Origin of the sequence: Lactiplantibacillus sp. ME-2 (assembly GCF_022549155.1) — a bacterium.
In the GTDB taxonomy this organism is placed as follows: Bacteria; Bacillota; Bacilli; order Lactobacillales; family Lactobacillaceae; genus Lactiplantibacillus; species Lactiplantibacillus plantarum.
Window position 1 is genome coordinate 57,955 of sequence record NZ_JAKZEQ010000006.1, and the last position, 21,726, is coordinate 79,680.

A 21,726-nucleotide genomic window follows, 5' to 3' on the forward strand; every position below is an offset into this window, starting at 1 on the left:
TTGTAGTAACTGAACTTCACGTCCAATCTTACTTTAAATCAGTGGCTGGCCCGTATTTGTAACCAGCATCGCCAAACAGCGTGAACTGCTTCTTCAAGTTATTGGAGACGTATACTTTTTTATCCTTGGTAATAAAAATGGCCCCAATACCTTGATCCGCTTTACCATTAATGTACTTCATCCCGCCTTTGAGGCCTTTGTCAAAGGTGGCCGTCGATAGTGCATCGCCATCCACCGACTTCTTCGAGATGATGGAAACACCCATCAAATTGTTTTGATAAGGTGCCCCTGTTTGTGGATCCATCAAATGACTGTAAACTTTACCATTCTTCTTCAAATAGCGTTCATAGATCCCAGAAGTAACGATTGACTTATTCTTAGCAGGTAGTGAGCCAATGGCCGTACCCCGTGACGCTTTTGGATCTTGGATACCGACTGTCCAGTTACCTGACTTCGTTCCTTTAGGGCTGTCACCCAGAACATAAATATTACCACCGAGGTCAATAATGGCCGTTGAAACCCCATGATTTAATAAGTACGTCTTCACTTGATCGGTCATGTAACCCTTGGCAATCCCACCAAGGTCTAGTTGCATTCCCTTTTCTTCTAGATAAACGGTCCGTTTCTTGTCATTTAATTTAACTTTTTTGTAGTCTACCAGCTTAACGTTCTTATCAATTTCTTGTTGAGTGGGCACCTTGGCATCGGAAAATCCAATATGCCAGAGTGATGTGATCGGACCAATGGCTAAATCAAAGGATTCGTCTGAATTCTTACTATAATAGTAAGCTGCTTTGATCATTGGGTAGATATCCTTGCTGACAGCCACTGGCTTTTTACCGGCAGCGGCGTTGATCTTATCAATTTCAGATCCTTTTTGATTGACCGTAATTTCCTTAGCTTCCGTTTTCAACAGCTTAAACGCCCCAGCTAACACGTTATCCTTACCCTTATTATAAATCCGCAACGTGACAACTGTGCCCATCATGAACTGGGTATCCTCGATCGGCGTCTTGACGACCTTAGTTGGTTTGGGTCGGCTACTAGCAGCATTTTTGCGACTCGTACTCGTCCCACACGCCGTCAATGGCACGATCATTGCAACAATTAATCCAATTCGAACCCATTTTTTTAGCTTCATTCCAATACTTCCCCTATTTTTAATTTCAATTGTCATTATACCAAAGTCTTGATTCATCCGGTGAGACTGTTTGCGCGTCATCCAAGCTTTTCTACGCTAGTCTGACATCAGCGCACCTACAGCAAACGGTACAACTCGACGGTCGGGTTTGTACTACCACAGCCATTTTGCACTTAACATTCACCGCCACTATTATTTTTTAAACCAATATCCATGTATGGATTTAGCTTGCTCAAAGTCGTGCCCAACTGAGTGACAAACTTTTGTGGTTGTTCAATTAAAAACAAAAGGCCCTCAGCATGCGCCTCAGGCCTCAAAAGAATCGAATAATTAAATTGCTTATTCAGAGAAAATCATGTTGTCAACAGTAATCGTGTTGGTGTCACCCTTTTGTGCCGCGTTTTGTAATTGTTCCGCGTACATAATAAAGGTGTTAGAAGATTCAGTGGCACCCGTGACAACGTCAACCTTAGTTGGATCACTACTCTTAACTAATGACTTGTTCAAAGCTGGTTGATAAGTCTTAGGGTTAGTCTTAGCAACCTTCTTCATTTGCTTGTTGTAAGCTGCATCGTCAACTTTGGACTTGCCATTCTTGTTCACTTGGTTATATTCAGACTTCGTAATCTTATTATCCTTGACCGTGATTGCGAAAGTAACTTTGTAACCGTGTGAGTAGTTCTTTTCGTTCAACTTGTAGGTACCATCTTTCATCTTGGCACCATTGTCAATCTTAATGGTCGACTTGTTACCCGCTTGGGCAGCTTGAACTAATTGTTGTGTGTAGTTTTGGAAGGTCTTTGATGATTCAGTCGCACCAGTCACAACATCAATGGAGCCCACGTTACCAGTAGCGGCAGAGCCCGTCAGCGTCTTGTTTAACTTAGGCATGTAAGTCTTGGGGTTAGTCCCAGCGATCTTCTTCATTTGTTTGTTATATGAAGTATCATCAACTTTGGACTTGCCGTTCTTGTTCACTTGGTCATAACTGGACTTAGTGATTTTACCGTTGTTATTAACTGTGATACTCATCTTGGTCCGATAACCATGTGAATAATTTTCTTCTTCAAGGTTATAAGTACCCGCTTTCATTTTGCTGCCAGCGGTTAATTTAGCAACCTTAGTTGTCTTAGCTGATGAGCTTGAAGATGAACTCTTCTTGGATGAACTCGAGCTAGAACTTGAAGAACTGCTGCCACAACCTGCTAAAGCTAAAGCTGAAATTGCAACAACTGAAGCACCCGTAATAACTGATTTGAATTTCATGATATCCCACTCCTAACCTTTTTGTATGAAAATTCACATTAATCTTAACGTTTAAACTGGTAATAGTCAATCCCATTCCATTAAAAAAATGATATTTTAGCCTAATAATAGCGGTATTGACAACGTTTTCCGTTCAAACCTCGATGCCACTATTTTCGCGGCTTAGATAATGTGATAGTTTATGCATTCTTTCCCACAATCCATAGACAACCGCTTACATTATCGTTATAATTATTAGTGGAATTATCTTTTTACACTATTATTCAAGGGAGTTGTTACGCAATGGCAAAGAAAAATATTGTCGTTGTCGGTGCGGGGTTTGCTGGTGTTTACGCAACCAAGAAACTGTCTAAGCATTTCAAAAAAAATGCAGACGTCGAGATTACGTTGATTGACCGGCATTCATACTTCACGTATATGACTGAATTACATGAAGTTGCTACCGAACGGGTGGAACCTGAGCATATCCAATATGATTTGCAACGGTTGTTCGCACGGCGAAAAAACGTTCGTCTCGTGACCGATACCGTGACGGGCATCGACAAAAAGGCACAAACAGTTACTACCGAACACGGAAGTTATCAATATGATCAACTTTTAATTAGTTTGGGTGGGGAATCCAATGACTTTGGGACTCCCGGTGTTAAGGAACACGGCTTCGAATTGTGGTCCTTCGAACAAGCGATGGCATTGCGCGCTCACTTATCTGCAATTATTCGGCGGGGGGCGGCGGAGCTCGACCCTGCTAAGCGCAAAGCCATGTTGACCTTTACAGTCTGTGGTTCTGGTTTTACTGGTTCTGAACTGATTGGTGAATTAATCGAATATCGTGATGTTTTGGCTCGAGACAACAAGCTCGATCCAAGTGAAATCACGCTCCAATTGGTCGAAGCAGCGCCGACTATTATTAACATGCTCAACCGGACGCAAGCCGGTAAGGCCGCTAAGTACATGGAAAAACATGGTGTCAAAATCATGACGAACTCCATGATTACCGAAGTCTGTGAAGACCATGTTAACTTAAAAGGCAAGGATCCAATTCCAACCTACACGTTAATCTGGACAGCCGGTGTTCGTGCTAATAGTATCGTTAAAAAGTTTGGCATTGAAACTAACCCCCGCGGTGGTCGCTTGATGGCCAATGAATTCATGCAAGCTAAGGATTGTAACAATATCTTCTTAGCCGGTGATTCAACCAGCTACCAAGAACCTGACCAACCACGGCCAGTCCCACAAATCGTTCAAGGGGCTGAAGAAACCGCAGCTAAGGCCGTCGAAGGTATTATTAAGAACGTTGACCAGACTGACGTTACGATCAAGCCATTTAAGGGCGCTTATCAAGCATCCGTCGACTCAATTGGTTCCAAATATGCCGTTGCACAAGTTTTAGAGAAATGGAACGTCTCTGGTTTTATTGCCGTGCTTTTAAAACACGCCATCAACTGGATGTACTACGTTCAGATTTTCTCAGGTTACTACCTATTCCAGTACTTCATGCACGAATTCTTCCGGACTCGTAATAACCGTAACGTCTTCCGCGGTTGGGTCTCACGGGCTGGTAACGTACTCTGGAGTGTGCCACTGCGGTTCTTCTATGGTGCCATGTGGTTATGGGACTGCTGGACTAAAGTTCAGGGATCTGAATCCTGGTTCACTGACAAGTTACGGTTACCATTCGAATGGATTACCGTGGCCGCAACCAGTGGTGCCTCTCAAGCAACTAAAGCCGCTGCAACCAGTGGTGCTTCTGAAGCTGCCACGTCAACCGCTAAAGCCGCTAAGGGTGTCTTCAGTCTTTCATACATGTACGGTAAAGAACCCCTGATGGTCTTTGACAAAATGCCACATTGGTTCGAATCAATTACCAAGGTCTTCATTCCGAACATGCAAATGGCCCTCTTCTTCCAGAAATTCATGACTTGTGTTGAAATCGTCATTGCATTATGTATTTTCTTCGGACTCTTTACTTGGTTTGCTAACGCAGTCACCATTGGCTTAGTTGTCGTCTTCTGCTTATCTGGCATGTTCTACTGGGTCAACATTTGGATGATCTTTGTTGCCCTCGCCTTAATGAACGGTTCCGGACGGACATTTGGGTTAGACTACTGGGTCGTTCCGTGGATGCAAAAACACCTTGGACACTGGTGGTACGGCAACGTTCGTTCTCATTACGACGGTGTTAAAACCCGCTAGATGCGTTATAATTAATTAAATCCTTTCCCGATGGTTCAAGGGTTGTTTTTCCCCCTTGAACCATTTTTTATTTCATTGAATTGGAGGGTTAACGATGCGTAAATTACGGACAATGATCCGGACATTCAAACGTTATGGGGATATGATCAAGCCGTTTGATATTATTATTATTGTTGCGCTAATTATTTTATCGTTCACCCCACTAGCGATTTTTTCATACCAGCAAAAACAACAAGCTGAACATGCGGCACTAGTGGCTAAGCGAAAGGCCACGAGCAGTGAAACCACGTATAACGCCGTGGTCTCACATAATGGGACCGTCTTGAAACGTGTCAATATTACGAATCTGAAAACGACTAAGCACTTCACCTATCGCGATAACCATGGGCACTACAACACGATCACATTTAAACCTAAGCGCGTTGCGATTACGAAAGCCAACTGTTCTGACCAAGTATGTGTCCGCCGAGGCTGGATTCATAAACCTGGTCAAACGATTGTTTGTTTGCCCCACAAACTCTTGGTTGAAATTAAGGCCAGCAACGGTCAAGTCAAATCTGGCGGTAATGGTTTAGTTACGGAGTAGAATATGAATAATTCATTTGAACGATCAAACAAAACTCATCGTAATATTTATATCGCGTTACTGGTTGCACAAGGCGTGATCATCGGCATCCTTGAACGGATGATTCCATTCCCGTTTGCCTTTGCCCCAGGTGCCAAGCTTGGTTTAGCCAATCTGATTACCATTGTTGCAATCTATACATTATCATTAACTGACGTGATAACCCTAACCTGGCTCCGTTTGATTTTAACGGCCCTCCTAGGTGGCACTTTATCAACCTTTCTGTATAGTTTTGGGGGCGCCTTTCTCAGCCTGTTTGCCATGCTGCTGGTCAAACAATTAGGGCCTAAACGCGTTAGTATTATTGGGATTTCAGCAACTGGCGGCGTCATGCATAATGTTGGTCAGCTATTGGTCGCGAGTCTTATTGCACAGACGTGGACGGTCATGCTCTACTTGCCAGTGCTTTCGATTATTGGACTAGCAGCGGGAAGTGCTCTCGGAATCGCCGCCAACTACTTGTTCACCCACGTCACGATCTTACGCTATCTCAAATTCAATCGAGAACACCATCCAGATCAAACAAAGGAGTAACCCTTATGCAATCGGCAACACAATTACACCCAATTTGGCGTGATTACCCGGCACTACAACCGGAGCTGCAACAAGTGATGCAGCTGATGACGGCGAACATCAATATTCAAGATGCCGACATCAATGACGCGATTTTAGAAATGATTCATGGTGGTGGTAAGCTCTTACGCCCGGCATACTGCCTCCTATTCTCACAATTTACAACAACTGATCGGCAACGGATGGTGGCCTTAGCGGCGTCATTAGAAACGCTCCATACCGCTACGCTGATCCATGATGACATTGTTGACGATGCTGCACTACGTCGGCACCATGTCACGATTCAAGAACGTTTTGGTAAAGATACTGCTGTGTATGCGGGCGACTACCTATTCGTTGTAGTGTTCAAGATTCTAGCGCACTATTCAAGCAGTTTCAAAAGCATCCAGATGAACTCTGAGAACATGGAAAAGATTCTAGTGGGCGAGGTCCAACAAAAGGACCGCCACTACCACCTTGACATTACCATGACAGAATACTTGCAACAAATTCAAGGTAAGACCGCCGAATTATTCGCACTGAGTTGTTTTCTAGGTGCTTATGAATCTGGTCAAAGTAGTCATTTCGCCCAGCGCGCTCGTAAAGCAGGTCTCGCAATTGGGATGGCCTTCCAAATTCTTGACGATATTTTAGACTATCAAGAAGTCAGTCAGGAAACGGGCAAACCCATCCTCGAAGACGTTGCTGAAGGTGTCTACACCTCGCCGTTGATCTTTGCCTTACAGACAGAAGCTAAGCACGATTTATTGCCGCTGATGCGATTACAGGGGGCAATTTCGGACACTCAGCGCCAGGAAGTACAACGACTTGTCATCAATGCCGGCGGTGTGGTGCAAGCCCAAGAACTCGCTACCAAGTACACTCAAGACGCGCTGGCAATCATGCGTAAACTTCCAGACCAGCCTGCGAAGACGGATCTGATTAGTCTAACCAAACGGCTGTTGGACCGGCATAATTAACTAGTAATCAATCGACTAAGGTATCAAACATCCTGTTTGATACCTTTTTTGTCGCCCAAACACAGCTAAACGCCCATGTGCTTCATCTTCACAGTCAGTACCTGAGACCACTATATCCACTTTCCCTATTCAACAGGTCATAATCTGCAAATAACAAACCGTTGTCATCACGAGTATTAAAAACACCTATACATTCCAACAAAAAACCGCTGATTTAGGGAATCAATCCCTAAATCAGCGGTTGCTCGTAACTAGCACCAAAAAAATCACTTAGAACTGCGATATGCCATCTATGTCTAACCATAAATAACTTCCGAACTAGACTTAGCTACTATTTTGCCAGTAGCCACCATCATAACGCCCGTCAATCATCAGTCCCAGTGATCCGTAAAACAATCTTAACTAGTCAACGAGTTCCAAGACAACCATTTGTGCACCGTCGCCACGACGAGACATAGTCTTGTAAATTCGTGTGTAACCACCATTGCGGTCAGCATATTGAGGACCTAAGTCACTAAATAGCTTTTGCAATGCAGTTTGTACAGCCACGTTGTCGCCATCTTCCTTAACATCGGCAACGACGTCCCGCATGAATGCGGCAGCCTTCCGACGGGCGCTTAAATCACCCTTCTTGGCCAAAGAGATCATTTTGTCAGCAGTTGAACGAACTTCCTTAGCACGGGCTTCGGTCGTTTCGATCTTGCCGTTAACGATCAATGACGTTGTCAAATCGCGTAATAAGGCACGACGTTGTGAACTTGTACGTTGTAATTTACGGTAACTCATGAACGGATATCCTCCCTTGTATTAGTCTTCTTTGCGTAATGATAACCCAAGGTCAGCTAATTTTGCCTTAACTTCCTCGAGTGACTTGCGTCCAAGGTTGCGAACCTTCATCATATCAGCTTCAGTTTTGTTAGTTAATTCTTGGACCGTGTTGATGCCAGCACGCTTCAAGCAATTGTATGAACGGACGGAGAGATCTAACTCTTCAATCGTCATTTCTAACATCTTTTCCTTATGCGTTTCTTCCTTCTCGACCATCACATCAGTGTTTTTAGCTTCATCAGTGAGATTTACGAAGATTGAAAGGTGATCAGTCAGGATTTTGGCTGATAGACTAATGGCTTCACTTGGAGTGATTGAACCATTTGTCCAAACGTCTAAGGTTAACTTATCGAAATCATCACGTTGACCAACCCGCGTGTTTTCAACTTGGTAGTTGACACGTTCGATTGGAGAATACAATGAATCAACAGCTAAAACGCCAATTGGCATGTCATCTTCACGATGTTTGTTATCCTCAGCGGAAACATAACCACGACCAGTATTTGCGGTCATACGCATATGGAAGTGTGCCCCGTCTGCTACGGTACAAATTGGTAAGTCTGGATTCAAGACTTCTACGTCCGCATCGCCAATGATATCACCGGCAGTAACGTTAGCAGGACCCTTAACGTCGATTTCCAACGTCTTGGTTTCGTCTGATTCCAACTTAAGTGCAATCTTCTTAACATTCAAGATAATTGCTGTAACGTCTTCCGTTACGCCCTCAATCGTTGAAAATTCATGAAGAACACCATCAATTTGAATACTAGTAACAGCAGCGCCAGGTAAAGAAGAAAGAAGAATCCGACGAAGTGAATTCCCTAAAGTTGTACCATAACCGCGTTCAAGCGGTTCTACAACAAACTTACCATAGTTGTCGTTTTCATCAATTTTATGAATGTTAGGTTTTTCAAATTCAATCATTCTTATCTTTTACCCCTTTCAAAACGCGTGGTGTTTAGTAGTTGTGCGTACAAAATGAAGTTTGCCCTCAAAATGAACGTCACAGATTAAACACGACGACGCTTTGGAGGACGAGAACCATTGTGAGGCACTGGCGTAACATCGCGAATTGCGCTAACTTCCAAACCAGTAGCTTGTAAAGCACGGATAGCGGCTTCACGGCCTGAACCAGGACCCTTAACAGCGACTTCAACAGTCTTCATACCATGTTCCATTGATGCCTTAGCAGCAGCTTCTGCAGCCATTTGAGCAGCAAAAGGTGTTGACTTACGACTACCTTTGAAACCTAATGAACCAGCTGATGACCATGCAATGGCGTTCCCTTGCATATCAGTGATCATAACAAGTGTGTTGTTGAACGTTGAATGGATGTGAGCCACACCAGATTCAATGTTCTTCTTTACCCGACGACGACGGGTTGTCTTTCTAGTTGCCATAAAATTCGAAAACCTCCTTTATTATTATTTTTTACGTCCAGCGATGCTGACCTTTTTACCCTTACGAGTACGAGCATTGTTCTTCGTGTGTTGACCACGAACTGGTAAACCACGACGATGACGCATGCCACGGTATGAACCGATTTCTTGCAATAACTTGATGTTTAAGCTGACTTCACGACGTAAGTCACCTTCAGTTTTGTAGCCATCGACAACGGCACGGATTTTGTCTTCCTGGTCAGGAGTTAAATCACGTACACGAACGTCTTCTGAAACACCGGCTTCAGCAAGGATCTTCTGTGCAGAAGTGTTACCGATACCGTAGATATAAGTCAAACCAATGACAATACGCTTGTCACGTGGTAAGTCAATCCCTTCAATACGAGCCATTAATATTTCACCTCCAACTTAATTAAATTATTTACCTTGGCGTTGCTTATGCTTTGGATTAGCAGAGCAGATAATCATCACGCGGCCTTTACGACGAATAACTTTGCAGTGTTCGCACATTGGCTTTACAGATGGTCTTACTTTCATGAGTTTTTTACCTCCTATAAGGTACGTAGACCGAGCCTACTTGAAACGGTAGGTAATCCGGCCCTTAGTTAAATCATAAGGTGACATTTCAACTGTAACCTTGTCACCAGGCAGAATTCGAATGTAATGCATCCGGATCTTACCTGATACGTGTGCCAAGATTTCAGCGCCGTTTTCAAGTTCAACCTTAAACATTGCGTTCGGCAACGTTTCCTTAATGGTTCCTTGAATTTCGATGACGTCTTCCTTTGCCAAGTACTGTCCCTCCTTATTATCAGATTCCGTGCTACCACGTATTTGGTCCATTACTGAACCAGTCATTGTCTAATCATAACATTAAAAAAATATTAAATCAGTCAACGGCTAAACCTGAATAATTTTATCACAACGACCTTTGAAAAGCAAACATCGCTGCTGAAGGAACCTGGTTTACAGGTTATCAAGAATTTTCTTGATATCTTTGTAGACATCATCAATGTCGCGATCACCGTCGACATTGTAGAGTAACTTTTCTTGACCGTAATAATCAATTAATGGCGTGTTCAACTTAATGTTCACGTCTAACCGATTCTTAACGGTTGCTGGCTTGTCATCATCACGTTGATAGAAATCATGACCGCCACACACATCACAGGTTCCTTCTACCTTAGGCTTGTTGTACAACTTATGGTAAGTTGCACCGCAAGTCCGGCAGATAAACCGACCGGAAAGTCGTTCAACAAGTACTGCGGGTTCAACATGAATGTTGATGACCCCATCAAGTGGCTTATTGAGTTCTTCACCGATTTGTTTCAAAGCATGAGCTTGATCGATGTTACGTGGGTAACCATCTAATAGGAAACCATTTTTAGTATCCGCTTCAGCTAACCGATCACGGACGATGCCGTTAGTGACTTCGTCTGGTACTAAGTTACCTGCATCAATATACTTCTTGGCTTCCAAGCCCATCTTTGTTTCGTTCTTAATGGCTGCACGGAAGATATCTCCGGTCGAGATATGTGGAATATCAAAATCTTCAAGAATCTTCTGTGCTTGAGTACCCTTACCGGCACCCGGTAATCCCATTAAAATCAGGTTCATTGTTGACATGTTTTTTCCTCCTGAATGCACAAATGTGTTGAGTCTCCCCAACACATTCGCTGATTAACGAATGAAACCGACATAGTCACGTTTCATCATCAATCCTTTAATTTGACGAATTGTTTCAAGGGCAACCCCAACAACGATTAGTAAACTCGTCCCACCTAAACCGATTGATTCATCGAGACCCCAAATATCAGAAGCTAATAATGGAATCAAGGAAATCAACCCCAGGTAGAGGGCACCGACCGTACTTAGTCGCATTAACAATTTTGAAACCCAATCTTGAGTATCCTTACCTGGCCAAACACCAGGAATATAGCTGCCTTGCTTTTGTAAGTTCTTAGAGAGCTTTTCAGGATTGACCTGAACAAACGCATAGAAGAACGTGAAGAGCACGATCAGAATGGTGTAAAGAATAGCACCAGTCGTCGACTGCATATTGAAGATATTACTCAAAACGGTATACCAGGTTTCGTCACCATGACTGGATTGGAACCCTAGCAAAATCGTTTGGGGCGTTGCAATGAAGGAACTCGCGAAAATAACAGGAATAACCCCGGCAACGTTCACCTTTAATGGTAGGTAACTACTGTCAGGTGCACCAGCTGCACGACGAGTGTATTGAATTGGAATTCGGTCATTAGCTTGTTCGACCCACGTTACAAACATAACGATGATCAGCACAAGCAAGGCTAACCCAACAACAAACAAGCCACTCTTCCACCAGTCGCTCTGTGAAACATTAACGAACTGTTCTTGATAAATTTGATAAATCGATGTTGGCATACGGGCAATGATCCCGGCGAAGATAATAATGGAAACCCCATTACCGATTCCTCGATCCGTAATCATATCACCCATCCAAGTCGTCAGCATTGCCCCACCAGTGAGGATCACCCCAATGGTCAGGTAAGTCGAAATACTTGGATTGTTAACGAGCTTGAGTTGACTCAAAGAGTTAAAACCAGCCGTAATCCCAATCGACTGAACAAAGGCCAAGACGATCGTTAACCAACGGGTCGCTTGATTAAGCTTGCGTCGACCAACTTCACCTTGTTTGCCCCATTCAACAAACTTAGGAACAATGTCCATTTGTAACAATTGAACGATGATTTGTGCAGTAATGTAAGGGGATACCCCCATAGCAAGGATGGAATAATTTGTTAAACCGCCACCACTGAATGTATTCAACATACTTATCAGCCCTGAAGATGCCACCGACTGAAGTGCCTGTGCATTAACTCCAGGAACTGTGATATAAGAGCCAAGACGAAATACAATCAAAACGCCCAACGTGAACAGAAGTTTATTCCGAATATCCTTAACTTTGAGAGCGTTCTTCATGGTAGTCAGCAAATTAGATCACCTCAGTTTTACCGCCAGCAGCTTCAATGGCTGCAACCGCCGTTGCAGAGAACTTGCTTGCCTTAACTGTTAACTTTTTGTTGAGTTTACCATTACCAAGAACTTTAACAGCAGAACTCTTCTTAACTAAGCCAGCTTCCTTTAATGATTCTGGTGTAACTTCGGCACCATCATCAAAACGGTTTAAGCCGTCAAGGTTAACAACCGCATATTCTTTACGGTTAATGTTAGTAAATCCACGCTTAGGAATCCGACGGTACAATGGCATTTGGCCACCTTCGAAACCGACACGAACTTTACCACGCGCCTTTTGACCTTTTTGGCCACGACCAGAAGTCTTACCTTGGCCACTTGAGTCACCACGACCAATTCGACGACGTGAAAAACGTGAACCTTCACTAGGTGTTAATTCATGTAACTTCATTTAGTAGGCACCTCCTCTTTGAAAATTTGAATTACTTGATGATTTCGACATCGACTAAGTGTGCGATGTGGAAAATTTGACCGCGAGTTGCTGCGTCATCAGGTTTAACAACGGAACTATTAATCCGACCCAAACCTAATTCCTTAACAATTTTACGTTGCTTAGGAAGACGGTGAGCAGCACTGCGTACTAAAGTGATCTTTAATTGAGCCATGTTGTTTGTCCTCCCTATTCAGCTAAATGTTCGGCTGAAACGCCACGTAAAGCAGCGACTTGTTCAGCAGTCTTTAAGCTCTTTAAGCCTTCGAACGTTGCACGAACAACGTTAACGGGGGTGTTTGAGCCTAATCGTTTACTAGTAACATCATCCACACCGGCTAATTCCATGACGGCACGAACGGCGCCACCAGCGGCAACACCAGAACCTTCAACGGCTGGCTTAAGCATGATGCGGCCACCACCGTAAACACCAAGTGCTTCATGAGGAATGGTGGTACCAACCATTGGTACAGTGATCAAGTTCTTTTTAGCAGCTTCGGAAGCTTTCCGAATTGCTTCTGGAACTTCTTGAGCCTTACCAGTACCGAAACCAACGTGTCCCTTGTGGTCCCCAACGATTACTAATGCAGCAAAACGTAGGCGACGACCACCTTTAACAACTTTGGTAATCCGGTTAATGGCAACAACATTATCGTCAAGATCTAATTTTGATGGATCAATGAAAGTCATATGGTATTATTCCTCCTTTGTTAGAATTTAAGTCCGTTTTCACGAGCGGCTTCAGCCAAAGCTTGAACCCGACCATGATATAAGTAACCGCCACGATCGAAAACGACGTCAACGATTTTCTTTTCAGCAGCGCGCTTAGCAACAACTTCACCGACAGATGCAGCCTTTTCAGTCTTGTTGTTACCTTTAACTTCGCTATCTAAAGTTGAGGCACTTGCGAGCGTTACACCCTCTACATCATCAATAACTTGAGCGTAGATGTTTTTGTTTGAACGATAAACATTTAAGCGTGGGCGCTCAGCAGTCCCAGAAATCTTACCGCGAACACGTGCGTGACGACGTTGACGTGTTTTGTTTTTATCTGGTTTGGAAATCACAATAGTCACCTCTATATATTAGTATGGACAGCTTTACGCTGCATTATTTACCAGTCTTACCTTCCTTACGACGAACATATTCATCGACGTAACGAATCCCTTTACCTTTGTAAGGTTCAGGTGAACGAACGGCCCGAACTTCGGCAGCAAAGTCACCAACAGCTTGCTTACCAATACCAGAAATATTGATATGCGTGTTATCAGGAACTTCAACAGTCAAGTTTTCAGGCGTTGCGAATTCAACAGGGTGTGAGTAACCAACGCTTAATACTAACTTCTTGCCTTGCAATTGGGCACGGTAACCAACACCGACCAATTGAAGGTTCTTAGTAAAGCCCTTAGTAACCCCTTCAACCATGTTGTTAACATTTGCACGGGTAGTACCGTGTAATGCCTTCATCTTGTAGTCATCAGATGGACGAGTGAATTTAACTTCGTTGCCTTCAACCGTCATCGTAATATCACTGGCGATGTTCCGCGTTAAAGTACCCTTAGGACCCTTAACCGTAACGACTTCACCAGCTTGTGATACTTCTACCCCAGCAGGTAGTTCAATTACTTTATAACCAATACGACTCACTTACTTGCACCTCCCGTCTTAATTAATGATTACCAAACGTAAGCTAATACTTCGCCGCCAAGCTTCTTGGCGCGAGCTTCTTTATCAGTAATGACACCTTCTGAAGTTGAGATGATAGCAATCCCTAAACCGTTTAAAACCTTAGGAACAGCATCAGCCTTGACGTATGAACGTAAACCTGGCTTTGAAATACGCTTCAAGCCACTGATTACACGTTCGTTGTCCTTACCATACTTCAAGAAGACGCGGATGATGCCCTGTTTGTCATCATCGATGTATTCAACGTCGCGAACAAAACCTTCATTCTTTAAAATTTCAGCAATGTTGCGTTTGATTTTTGATGCAGGAACTTCTAGTGAATCGTGGCGTACCATATTAGCGTTACGGATACGAGTCAAGAAATCTGCGATTGGATCAGTCATCATGAAAGTTTAACCTCCTTTAACTTGGGTTTGTTTTTACCAGCTGGCCTTTTTCATACCAGGGATTTGACCTTTGTGGGCCAGGTCGCGTAAGCAGATACGGCACAAGTGGAATTTACGGTAAACTGAATGTGGACGACCACAACGTTCACAACGGGTGTAGTTTTGTACGTTAAACTTAGCACCGCGCTTTTGTTTAGCAATTTGTGATTTTTTAGCCAACTTCGATTAACCCCCTTCGGTTATTTAGCAAATGGCATGCCAAATTGAGTTAACAACTCACGTGATTCTTCATCACTATCAGCTGTCGTAACGATTACAATGTCTAAACCGCGAACACGGTTAACATTATCATAGTTGATTTCTGGGAAGATCAATTGTTCACGGACACCCAATGTGTAGTTACCGCGACCATCAAATGAACGAGTACTTACACCATGGAAGTCACGAACACGTGGTAATGAAACATTGATCAACTTGTCCAAGAAGTCATACATACGTTCGCCACGTAAGTCAACCTTGGCACCAATTGCCATACCTTCACGAAGACGGAAACCAGCGATAGATTTCTTTGCCCGGGTAACCAATGGTTTTTGACCGGAGATCAAAGTTAATTCTTCAACTGCTTCGTCTAAGTTTTTAGCGTTGGTAACTGCATCACCAACACCCATGTTCAAAACGATCTTAGCCAGCTTAGGCACTTGCATTACTGAAGTGTAATTGAACTTGTCAACTAATGCTGGAACGATTTCTTTTTCATATTGAGCTTTTAAACGGTTTTCCATGAAACTTGCTTCCTCCTTTCAGTCAGTCTTAGTTTTCTAAGTCTTTACCAGACTTTTTAGCGTAACGGACACGCTTGCCATCTTCACGACGAACACCTAAACGTGTAGGTTCGTTGGTTGATGGGTCAAGGTACATAACGTTAGAAGCATCGATTGGTGCTTCGATGTCCACGATACCGCCTTGTGGGTTAACGTTCGTTGGTTTTTGGTGTTTCTTGATCTTGTTAACACCTTCAACAACGATCCGGTTCTTGGCAGAGATAACCTTTTTAACAGTACCTTCTTGACCACGATCCTTACCGCTGATTACTCGAACTTTATCACCAGTTTTAATCAACATTAGGTTGCGCACCTCCTTATTTACGGTGTGTGACTAGAGTACTTCTGGCGCTAATGAAACAATACGCATGAAGTCCTTATCACGTAATTCACGAGCGACAGGTCCAAAGATACGAGTACCTTGTGGAGTCTTGTCATCACGAATAATAACTGCAGCATTTTCATCAAACTTGATGTATGAACCGTCAGCACGGTGAACACCAGACTTAGTCCGGACGATCACAGCTTTAACGACATCATGAGCTTTGACAACACCACCGGGTGTTGCTTGTTTAACCGTAGCAACAATGACATCACCAATGTTAGCAGTTTTACGACCAGAGCCACCTAATACCTTAATAGTAAGGATTTCACGGGCACCGGAGTTGTCAGCAACTTTTAAACGACTTTCTTGTTGGATCACAGTAAGTGTCCTCCCTTCATGTAATTTTATTCAGCTAATAATCTAGATAATAACAGCTTTTTGAACAACTTCAATTAAGCGGAAACGCTTAGTAGCTGATAGAGGACGAGTTTCCATGATCTTGACGATATCGCCAGTTTTGGCTTCATTCTTTTCATCATGAGCCTTGAATTTCTTTGAATAACGAACACGTTTGCCGTATACCGGATGGTTCTTGTAAGTTTCGACAATAACAACAATGGTTTTGTCCATCTTGTCAGAAACAACGCGTCCTTGGATAACCTTACGGCTATTACGAGTATCTTCACTCATTCGTGATTGCCTCCTTTATACTCTACTTGTTTAACTCTTGTTCACGCAACGCAGTTTTAATACGCGCAATGTTCTTACGAACTTGTTTTAAACGAGCGGTGTTTTCAAGCTGACCAGTGGCCAATTGAAAACGCAAGTTGAAAAGTTCGTCTTTGTAAGACTTTTCTTTTTCGAGCATTTCAGTAGTGGACAATGCTTTAATTTCCTTAGCCTTCATCTGATTCGCCACCTACTTCCTCACGCTTAACAATCTTAGTTTTAACAGGTAATTTAGTTCCAGCCAAGCGTAAAGCTTCGCGTGCAACTTCTTCTGGAACACCAGCAACTTCAAACATAATCTTGTTACGTTTAACTGGTGCTACCCAACCTGCAGGAGTACCTTTCCCATTACCCATCCGGACACCGACACCTTTTTCAGTGTAGGACTTGTGAGGGAAAATCTTAATCCATACCTTACCGCCACGCTTCATGTAACGGTTCATAGCAACACGGGCAGCTTCAATCTGCCGGTTGCTGATCCAGTGTGATTCGAGGGTTTGTAAACCGTAATCACCAAAAGCAACTGTTTTACCGCCTTTAGCTTCACCGCGCATTTTACCACGATGAACACGACGATACTTAACCCGTTTAGGTACCAGCATGTTTAGTTTCCTCCTTTAGCAGATTTCTTTTCTGGCAAGATTTCGCCACGGTAGATCCAGGTCTTAACACCTAATTTACCGTAAGTCGTCCGTGCTTCGACCCATGAATAGTCGATGTCAGCACGAAGCGTATGCAATGGAACCGTACCATCTGAGTATGCTTCAACACGAGACATGTCGGCACCGTTTAAACGGCCAGCAACTTGTGTCTTAATACCCTTAGCACCGGAACGCATTGTACGTTGCATAGCACCACGCATCGCACGACGGAAAGCAACCCGGCCTTCCAATTGACGCGCAATACTTTCACCAACTAATTTAGCATCTAAATCAGGCTTCTTGATTTCGATGATGTTGATGTGTACTCGCTTACCAGTTAAATTGTTTAATTCTTTACGAAGAGCTTCAACTTCAGAACCACCCTTACCAATAACCATCCCTGGTTTTGCGGTATGGATTGAAATGTTTACGCGGTTTGCAGCGCGTTCGATTTCAACGGTGGAGACGGAAGCGTCGGCAAGTCGTTGTTCGATATACTTACGGATGCGTAAATCTTCGTTCAAGTAGGCAGCAAAATCTTTTTCAGCGTACCATTTTGCTTCCCAGTCGCGAATGATTCCTACACGTAATCCGGTTGGATTTACTTTTTGACCCACGCGTTATCCCTCCTATTTTTCAGTAACTGTGATCGTAATGTGGCTAGTCCGCTTGTTGATTGGTGAAGCAGAACCTTTTGCCCGTGGACGGAACCGTTTTAAGGTTGGTCCTTCGTTAACAAAAGCTTCGCTTACGACCAAATCTTCACGATCTAAGTCAAAGTTATTTTCAGCGTTAGCAACAGCAGAAAGTAAAACTTTTTCTACTACTGGAGAAGCACCCCGTGGAGTGAACTTCAAGATTGCTAAGGCTTCGGCAACACTTTTACCTCTGATAAGATCGACAACTAGGCGGACCTTACGAGCGGCAATACGAACAGTTTTTGCAGTTGCACGTGCAGATGTTACTTGTTCAGCCATTCTTTATATCCTCCTAACTATTACTTCGTTTTCTTATCGTCAGTTCCATGACCATGGAACGTCCGTGTTGGTACAAATTCACCTAACTTATGACCGACCATGTCATCTTGGATGTAAACTGGGACATGCTTGCGACCATCATAAACAGCGATTGTGTACCCGATGAAACTTGGGAAAATTGTTGAACGACGTGACCACGTCTTGATGACAGATTTCTTGTCAGAATCAGATTGTGCATCGATTTTCTTTAATAAATGCGCATCTGCGAAAGGTCCCTTCTTTAAACTACGACCCATCGTGTGACCTCCTCTCGATAACTACAGTAAATTCAAATTTTATTAGTGTTTGCCTGGACGGCGACCACGAACGATAAGCTTGTTTGAACGAGCCTTCTTGTTCCGAGTCTTCTTACCAAGCGTCTTCTTACCCCATGGAGACATTGGAGATGGATGACCGATTGGTGCTTTACCTTCACCACCACCATGAGGGTGATCGTTAGGGTTCATTACAGAACCACGAACAGTTGGGCGCTTACCTTGCCAACGTGTACGACCGGCTTTACCTGAGTTGATTAATTCGTGTTGTTCATTACCAACAGTACCAATAGTAGCACGGCTAGTTAATAATACTAAACGAACTTCACCAGAAGACAAACGAACAATTGCGTACTTGCCTTCCTTACCCAGTAATTGTGCTGAAGTACCAGCAGAGCGAGCTAATTGGCCACCCTTACCTGGCTTCAATTCAATGTTGTGAATAACAGTACCAACAGGGATGTTAGTTAATGGTAATGCGTTACCAACCTTGATGTCGGCTTCGGCACCTGATTGAACTTGCATACCAACTTCCAAACCTTTTGGTGCTAAGATATATGATTTCACACCGTCAGCGTAAACTAATAATGCAATGTTAGCTGTCCGGTTAGGATCATATTCGATTGCCTTAACGGTTGCTGGAACTTCATCCTTAATCCGCTTAAAGTCAACCAAACGGTATTGTTGCTTATGACCGCCGCCACGATGACGAACAGTAATGTGACCATAACTGTTACGACCGGCAGTGTGACTTTGTGAGTCTAATAATGACTTTTCAGGCTTCGTCTTAGTGATTTCAGAGAAATCTGAAGCAGTCATATTACGACGGCCGTTAGTGGTTGGTTTATACTTCTTAATACCCACTAGAGTTACCTCCTAAATTAGATTTATTGTTGATCGTCGTTGAACAACTTGATTTCGTTAGAATCAGAACTTAAGGTAACAATAGCCTTACGACGCTTCTTAGTGTAGCCGGCGTAACGACCTTGGCGCTTAAGTTTTCCTTTAACGTTCATAACGTTCACTTTAACGACTTTAACATCGAAGATTTCTTCGATTGCTTTTTTAACTTGGGTTTTCGTTGCCTGTACGTTGACATCAAATGTGTAGCGCTTGTCGTCCAAGTCAGCCATTGATGATTCAGTAACTACAGGACGTAAAATTACATCGCGTGCTTCCATTATGCGAGCGCCTCCTCTAATTGATCGAGGGCTTTTTGGGTAACGACTAATTTGTCACTATTAGCGACATCTAAGACGTTAACACCTTTGGCTTTAAGGATCTTAACATTTGGTAAGTTACGACCTGCCAAAGCAGCCTTTTCATTGTCCTCTTCAACCAAAACAAGAGTCTTGGTATCGACGTTGAGATTGTTTAATACATTTACAAAATCCTTAGTCTTTGGTGCGTCGAAAGCTAAGCTATCAACTGCAACTAAGCTGTTGTCTAAGACCTTTTGTGAAAGGACAGACTTCAAAGCTAAGCGCATAACCTTCTTAGGTAATTTGTAACTGTATGAACGAGGGGTTGGTCCGAAGACAATCCCACCTTTACGCCATTGTGGTGAACGGATAGAACCTTGACGCGCACGACCAGTACCCTTTTGACGCCATGGTTTACGACCACCACCGCGACGAGCACTACGGTTCTTAACTGCGTGAGTTCCTTGACGCATTGATGCACGTTGCATCAAGATGGCATCAAAAACCACGTTTTCGTTTGGTTCAACACCAAACACAGCGTCGTTCAAAGTAACGTCACCATTTTGCGTACCGTCTTGTTTAAATAATGCTACGCTAGTCATGTATTATGTCCTCCTTCCTTATTTACTCTTAACAGATGTTTTAACTGTTACAAATGACTTGTTGGCGCCAGGGACATTCCCTTTAATTAATAAAACGTTGTTTTCAACGTCGGCACGAACGATTTGTAAGTTTTGCATCGTACGTTGGTGATTACCCATCCGGCCTGGTAATTTCTTACCTTTGAATACCCGGTTGATGATGGCACCCATTGAACCAGGACGACGATGGTAACGAGAACCGTGAGCCATTGGTCCACGACTTTGGCCGTCCTTATGGATATTACCTTGGTAACCATGACCTTTAGTGATACCCGTAACGTCAACGGCGTCGCCAGCTGCGAAAATATCCGCTTTGACTTCGTCACCTACTGTGTAATCTCCAAGCTCAACATTACGAATTTCACGAATGAAGCGCTTAGGAGTCGTTTTTGCTCTTGCTGCATGACCTTGAGCAGGTTTGTTCGTCAAGACTTCGCGTTTGTCGTCAACACCTAATTGGATTGCTTCGTAACCGTCATTTTCAACGGTCTTAACTTGCAACACAACGTTAGGTTGAACTTCAACAACTGTAACGGGAACTAATTCGCCGCTTTCAGTGAAGACTTGCGTCATTCCTACCTTTTTCCCTAAGATTCCTTTAGTGGTCATGAGTACACCTCCAATTAATTGATTTTAGTTTAGTAAATTAAAGCTTGATTTCAATATCTACACCGCTAGGCAAGTCTAACTTCATTAATGAGTCGACCGTCTTAGGCGTTGGGTTAACGATATCGATTAACCGCTTGTGAGTCCGCATTTCGAATTGTTCACGTGAGTCCTTAAACTTATGTGGTGAACGTAGAACGGTATAAATAGTCCGTTCAGTAGGCAATGGAATAGGACCTGAAATAGTAGCACCAGTTCTCTTTGCCGTTTCGACAATCTTGTCAGCTGACTGATCAAGAATGCGGTGTTCGTATGCCTTTAAGCGAATACGAATTTTTTGCTTTGCCATTGTTGTGACCTCCTTCGTCTATTTTGAAAATAAGACTAGCTCCGTGAAAATTACCGCCACGTCCCATGACAATGTGGCCGGGCGTGTCGCAACCTTTCACATCAAAGCTAACTACGACTACTTGATGATGGGGATATAGTTATCCCCTTCTAAATACCAAGCACAATCTATAATAAATGAAAAGCTCTGTAATAGCAAGTGTTTTCGCACTTTTTTTATAACCATCGTTGTAAACCGTGTTACCTTTTTGAACCAGCTCAATTAATGTAACACAAATTCCATCCAATTAATAGCGTTTGCGCCTAATTTCTTTTTGGTGAGCGCTTTACATTTCTCACTGCCGACCGGCCACGATCATGTGGACACCTACTAGATTGCATTAACACTTTCTCAGGAACAAGACCCGCGTTCAGCGTCATACATTTTTGTCTGGAGTCATTTAATCGGACTTCAACACGCTTAATTCAACCGCTCCTACATCTGACGGCGCCGTCACACTGACCCACGTTCTTGTTCATCTACCTTCTATTATATTGTCATCTGCTTATCACCGACCGTCAGCACCTTGGCCGTGGTCACCGACAACCGTCAACTCAAGTGGTCATCTCCGATACAA

Annotated in this window: 35 protein-coding genes; 4 read left to right on the top strand and 31 right to left on the bottom strand. The window is 43.4% G+C overall.

The annotated features are described in order from the left end of the window. Positions 1–28: 28 nt before the first annotated feature. A complete protein-coding gene (locus MMY95_RS03465; RefSeq protein WP_003644095.1) occupies positions 29–1,141 on the bottom strand; it encodes an FAD:protein FMN transferase in 1,113 nt (370 codons plus the stop codon). A gap of 339 nt (positions 1,142–1,480) precedes the next feature. Further along, entirely contained in the window at positions 1,481–2,407 is a 927-nt protein-coding gene (gene pplA, locus MMY95_RS03470; protein WP_003641273.1) for an extracellular electron transfer flavoprotein PplA, read from the bottom strand. A gap of 282 nt (positions 2,408–2,689) precedes the next feature. Here pplA and MMY95_RS03475 point away from each other — a divergent pair, with 282 nt between their 5' ends. The 4 genes from MMY95_RS03475 to MMY95_RS03490 all read left to right on the top strand — a co-directional run bounded on the left by MMY95_RS03475 (position 2,690) and on the right by MMY95_RS03490 (position 6,757). Continuing rightward, positions 2,690–4,600, top strand: coding sequence for an NAD(P)/FAD-dependent oxidoreductase (locus MMY95_RS03475; RefSeq protein ID WP_003641272.1), 1,911 nt, complete (start codon positions 2,690–2,692; stop codon positions 4,598–4,600). Positions 4,601–4,694: 94 nt separating this feature from the next. Continuing rightward, the gene (locus tag MMY95_RS03480) at positions 4,695–5,186 is read left to right on the top strand and encodes a NusG domain II-containing protein (protein ID WP_003641271.1); all 492 of its coding nucleotides are present in this window, start codon (positions 4,695–4,697) and stop codon (positions 5,184–5,186) included. A gap of 3 nt (positions 5,187–5,189) precedes the next feature. Continuing rightward, positions 5,190–5,759 (top strand): Gx transporter family protein, encoded by a 570-nt coding sequence (locus MMY95_RS03485; protein WP_003641270.1) that lies wholly within the window; start codon positions 5,190–5,192, stop codon positions 5,757–5,759. Positions 5,760–5,764: 5 nt separating this feature from the next. Further along, entirely contained in the window at positions 5,765–6,757 is a 993-nt protein-coding gene (locus tag MMY95_RS03490; protein ID WP_104795588.1) for a polyprenyl synthetase family protein, read from the top strand. A 402-nt stretch (positions 6,758–7,159) separates the two neighbouring features. Here MMY95_RS03490 and rplQ read toward each other — a convergent pair whose 3' ends face one another. From rplQ to rpsJ, 29 genes are all read right to left on the bottom strand, one after another. Next, positions 7,160–7,543, bottom strand: a complete 384-nt coding sequence (gene rplQ, locus MMY95_RS03495; protein WP_241277506.1) for a 50S ribosomal protein L17 — start codon at positions 7,541–7,543, stop codon at positions 7,160–7,162. A gap of 21 nt (positions 7,544–7,564) precedes the next feature. Next, positions 7,565–8,509 (bottom strand): DNA-directed RNA polymerase subunit alpha, encoded by a 945-nt coding sequence (locus MMY95_RS03500; RefSeq protein WP_003641267.1) that lies wholly within the window; start codon positions 8,507–8,509, stop codon positions 7,565–7,567. Positions 8,510–8,595: 86 nt separating this feature from the next. Further along, positions 8,596–8,985, bottom strand: a complete 390-nt coding sequence (rpsK, locus tag MMY95_RS03505; RefSeq protein WP_003641266.1) for a 30S ribosomal protein S11 — start codon at positions 8,983–8,985, stop codon at positions 8,596–8,598. Between the two features lie 24 nt (positions 8,986–9,009). Continuing rightward, the gene (gene rpsM / locus MMY95_RS03510) at positions 9,010–9,375 is read right to left on the bottom strand and encodes a 30S ribosomal protein S13 (protein ID WP_003641265.1); all 366 of its coding nucleotides are present in this window, start codon (positions 9,373–9,375) and stop codon (positions 9,010–9,012) included. Between the two features lie 27 nt (positions 9,376–9,402). After that, positions 9,403–9,522, bottom strand: a complete 120-nt coding sequence (gene rpmJ / locus MMY95_RS03515) for a 50S ribosomal protein L36 (RefSeq protein WP_003638083.1) — start codon at positions 9,520–9,522, stop codon at positions 9,403–9,405. Positions 9,523–9,558: 36 nt separating this feature from the next. Continuing rightward, complete coding sequence (infA, locus tag MMY95_RS03520) at positions 9,559–9,777, bottom strand: translation initiation factor IF-1 (protein WP_003638082.1); 219 nt, start codon at positions 9,775–9,777, stop codon at positions 9,559–9,561. 174 nt (positions 9,778–9,951) lie between these two features. Continuing rightward, positions 9,952–10,602, bottom strand: a complete 651-nt coding sequence (locus tag MMY95_RS03525) for an adenylate kinase (protein WP_003644093.1) — start codon at positions 10,600–10,602, stop codon at positions 9,952–9,954. A 63-nt stretch (positions 10,603–10,665) separates the two neighbouring features. Next, the gene (gene secY, locus MMY95_RS03530; protein ID WP_003644092.1) at positions 10,666–11,961 is read right to left on the bottom strand and encodes a preprotein translocase subunit SecY; all 1,296 of its coding nucleotides are present in this window, start codon (positions 11,959–11,961) and stop codon (positions 10,666–10,668) included. A 1-nt stretch (position 11,962) separates the two neighbouring features. Next, the gene (gene rplO / locus MMY95_RS03535) at positions 11,963–12,394 is read right to left on the bottom strand and encodes a 50S ribosomal protein L15 (protein ID WP_003638079.1); all 432 of its coding nucleotides are present in this window, start codon (positions 12,392–12,394) and stop codon (positions 11,963–11,965) included. Positions 12,395–12,425: 31 nt separating this feature from the next. Next, entirely contained in the window at positions 12,426–12,608 is a 183-nt protein-coding gene (gene rpmD / locus MMY95_RS03540; RefSeq protein ID WP_003641261.1) for a 50S ribosomal protein L30, read from the bottom strand. 14 nt (positions 12,609–12,622) lie between these two features. Next, the gene (gene rpsE, locus MMY95_RS03545; RefSeq protein ID WP_003638077.1) at positions 12,623–13,123 is read right to left on the bottom strand and encodes a 30S ribosomal protein S5; all 501 of its coding nucleotides are present in this window, start codon (positions 13,121–13,123) and stop codon (positions 12,623–12,625) included. A 20-nt stretch (positions 13,124–13,143) separates the two neighbouring features. Beyond that, complete coding sequence (gene rplR / locus MMY95_RS03550; protein ID WP_003641260.1) at positions 13,144–13,509, bottom strand: 50S ribosomal protein L18; 366 nt, start codon at positions 13,507–13,509, stop codon at positions 13,144–13,146. A 34-nt stretch (positions 13,510–13,543) separates the two neighbouring features. Beyond that, positions 13,544–14,080 (bottom strand): 50S ribosomal protein L6, encoded by a 537-nt coding sequence (gene rplF, locus MMY95_RS03555; protein WP_003641259.1) that lies wholly within the window; start codon positions 14,078–14,080, stop codon positions 13,544–13,546. Positions 14,081–14,109: 29 nt separating this feature from the next. Further along, on the bottom strand, positions 14,110–14,505 hold the full coding sequence (gene rpsH, locus MMY95_RS03560; RefSeq protein WP_003638074.1) for a 30S ribosomal protein S8: 396 nt from the start codon (positions 14,503–14,505) through the stop codon (positions 14,110–14,112). A gap of 33 nt (positions 14,506–14,538) precedes the next feature. Continuing rightward, positions 14,539–14,724, bottom strand: a complete 186-nt coding sequence (locus tag MMY95_RS03565; RefSeq protein ID WP_003638073.1) for a type Z 30S ribosomal protein S14 — start codon at positions 14,722–14,724, stop codon at positions 14,539–14,541. A gap of 20 nt (positions 14,725–14,744) precedes the next feature. Further along, positions 14,745–15,287: a 50S ribosomal protein L5 gene (rplE, locus tag MMY95_RS03570; protein WP_003638072.1), complete on the bottom strand. Its 543-nt coding sequence runs from the start codon at positions 15,285–15,287 to the stop codon at positions 14,745–14,747. A gap of 28 nt (positions 15,288–15,315) precedes the next feature. Beyond that, the gene (gene rplX / locus MMY95_RS03575) at positions 15,316–15,627 is read right to left on the bottom strand and encodes a 50S ribosomal protein L24 (protein ID WP_003641258.1); all 312 of its coding nucleotides are present in this window, start codon (positions 15,625–15,627) and stop codon (positions 15,316–15,318) included. A gap of 33 nt (positions 15,628–15,660) precedes the next feature. Next, positions 15,661–16,029, bottom strand: a complete 369-nt coding sequence (gene rplN, locus MMY95_RS03580; protein WP_003641257.1) for a 50S ribosomal protein L14 — start codon at positions 16,027–16,029, stop codon at positions 15,661–15,663. Between the two features lie 42 nt (positions 16,030–16,071). Next, positions 16,072–16,341 (bottom strand): 30S ribosomal protein S17, encoded by a 270-nt coding sequence (gene rpsQ / locus MMY95_RS03585; protein WP_003638069.1) that lies wholly within the window; start codon positions 16,339–16,341, stop codon positions 16,072–16,074. 22 nt (positions 16,342–16,363) lie between these two features. Then, positions 16,364–16,558: a 50S ribosomal protein L29 gene (gene rpmC / locus MMY95_RS03590; protein WP_003638068.1), complete on the bottom strand. Its 195-nt coding sequence runs from the start codon at positions 16,556–16,558 to the stop codon at positions 16,364–16,366. After that, the gene (rplP, locus tag MMY95_RS03595; protein ID WP_003641256.1) at positions 16,548–16,982 is read right to left on the bottom strand and encodes a 50S ribosomal protein L16; all 435 of its coding nucleotides are present in this window, start codon (positions 16,980–16,982) and stop codon (positions 16,548–16,550) included. The genes rpmC and rplP overlap by 11 nt, the downstream gene beginning before the upstream one ends. A 2-nt stretch (positions 16,983–16,984) precedes the next feature. Continuing rightward, positions 16,985–17,638, bottom strand: a complete 654-nt coding sequence (gene rpsC, locus MMY95_RS03600) for a 30S ribosomal protein S3 (RefSeq protein ID WP_003638066.1) — start codon at positions 17,636–17,638, stop codon at positions 16,985–16,987. Between the two features lie 12 nt (positions 17,639–17,650). Continuing rightward, a complete protein-coding gene (gene rplV / locus MMY95_RS03605) occupies positions 17,651–17,998 on the bottom strand; it encodes a 50S ribosomal protein L22 (protein ID WP_003638065.1) in 348 nt (115 codons plus the stop codon). Between the two features lie 20 nt (positions 17,999–18,018). After that, on the bottom strand, positions 18,019–18,294 hold the full coding sequence (rpsS, locus tag MMY95_RS03610; RefSeq protein ID WP_003638064.1) for a 30S ribosomal protein S19: 276 nt from the start codon (positions 18,292–18,294) through the stop codon (positions 18,019–18,021). Positions 18,295–18,336: 42 nt separating this feature from the next. Further along, positions 18,337–19,176, bottom strand: a complete 840-nt coding sequence (rplB, locus tag MMY95_RS03615; protein ID WP_003641255.1) for a 50S ribosomal protein L2 — start codon at positions 19,174–19,176, stop codon at positions 18,337–18,339. Positions 19,177–19,199: 23 nt separating this feature from the next. Next, positions 19,200–19,493, bottom strand: a complete 294-nt coding sequence (gene rplW / locus MMY95_RS03620) for a 50S ribosomal protein L23 (RefSeq protein ID WP_003641254.1) — start codon at positions 19,491–19,493, stop codon at positions 19,200–19,202. Beyond that, positions 19,493–20,116, bottom strand: a complete 624-nt coding sequence (rplD, locus tag MMY95_RS03625) for a 50S ribosomal protein L4 (protein ID WP_003641253.1) — start codon at positions 20,114–20,116, stop codon at positions 19,493–19,495. The genes rplW and rplD overlap by 1 nt, the downstream gene beginning before the upstream one ends. Before the next feature lie 18 nt (positions 20,117–20,134). Further along, positions 20,135–20,764 carry a 50S ribosomal protein L3 gene (gene rplC / locus MMY95_RS03630; protein WP_241277507.1) on the bottom strand — a complete coding sequence of 210 codons (630 nt, stop codon included), beginning with the start codon at positions 20,762–20,764 and terminating at the stop codon, positions 20,135–20,137. 37 nt (positions 20,765–20,801) lie between these two features. Continuing rightward, on the bottom strand, positions 20,802–21,110 hold the full coding sequence (gene rpsJ / locus MMY95_RS03635; protein ID WP_003638059.1) for a 30S ribosomal protein S10: 309 nt from the start codon (positions 21,108–21,110) through the stop codon (positions 20,802–20,804). Positions 21,111–21,726 lie beyond the last annotated feature (616 nt).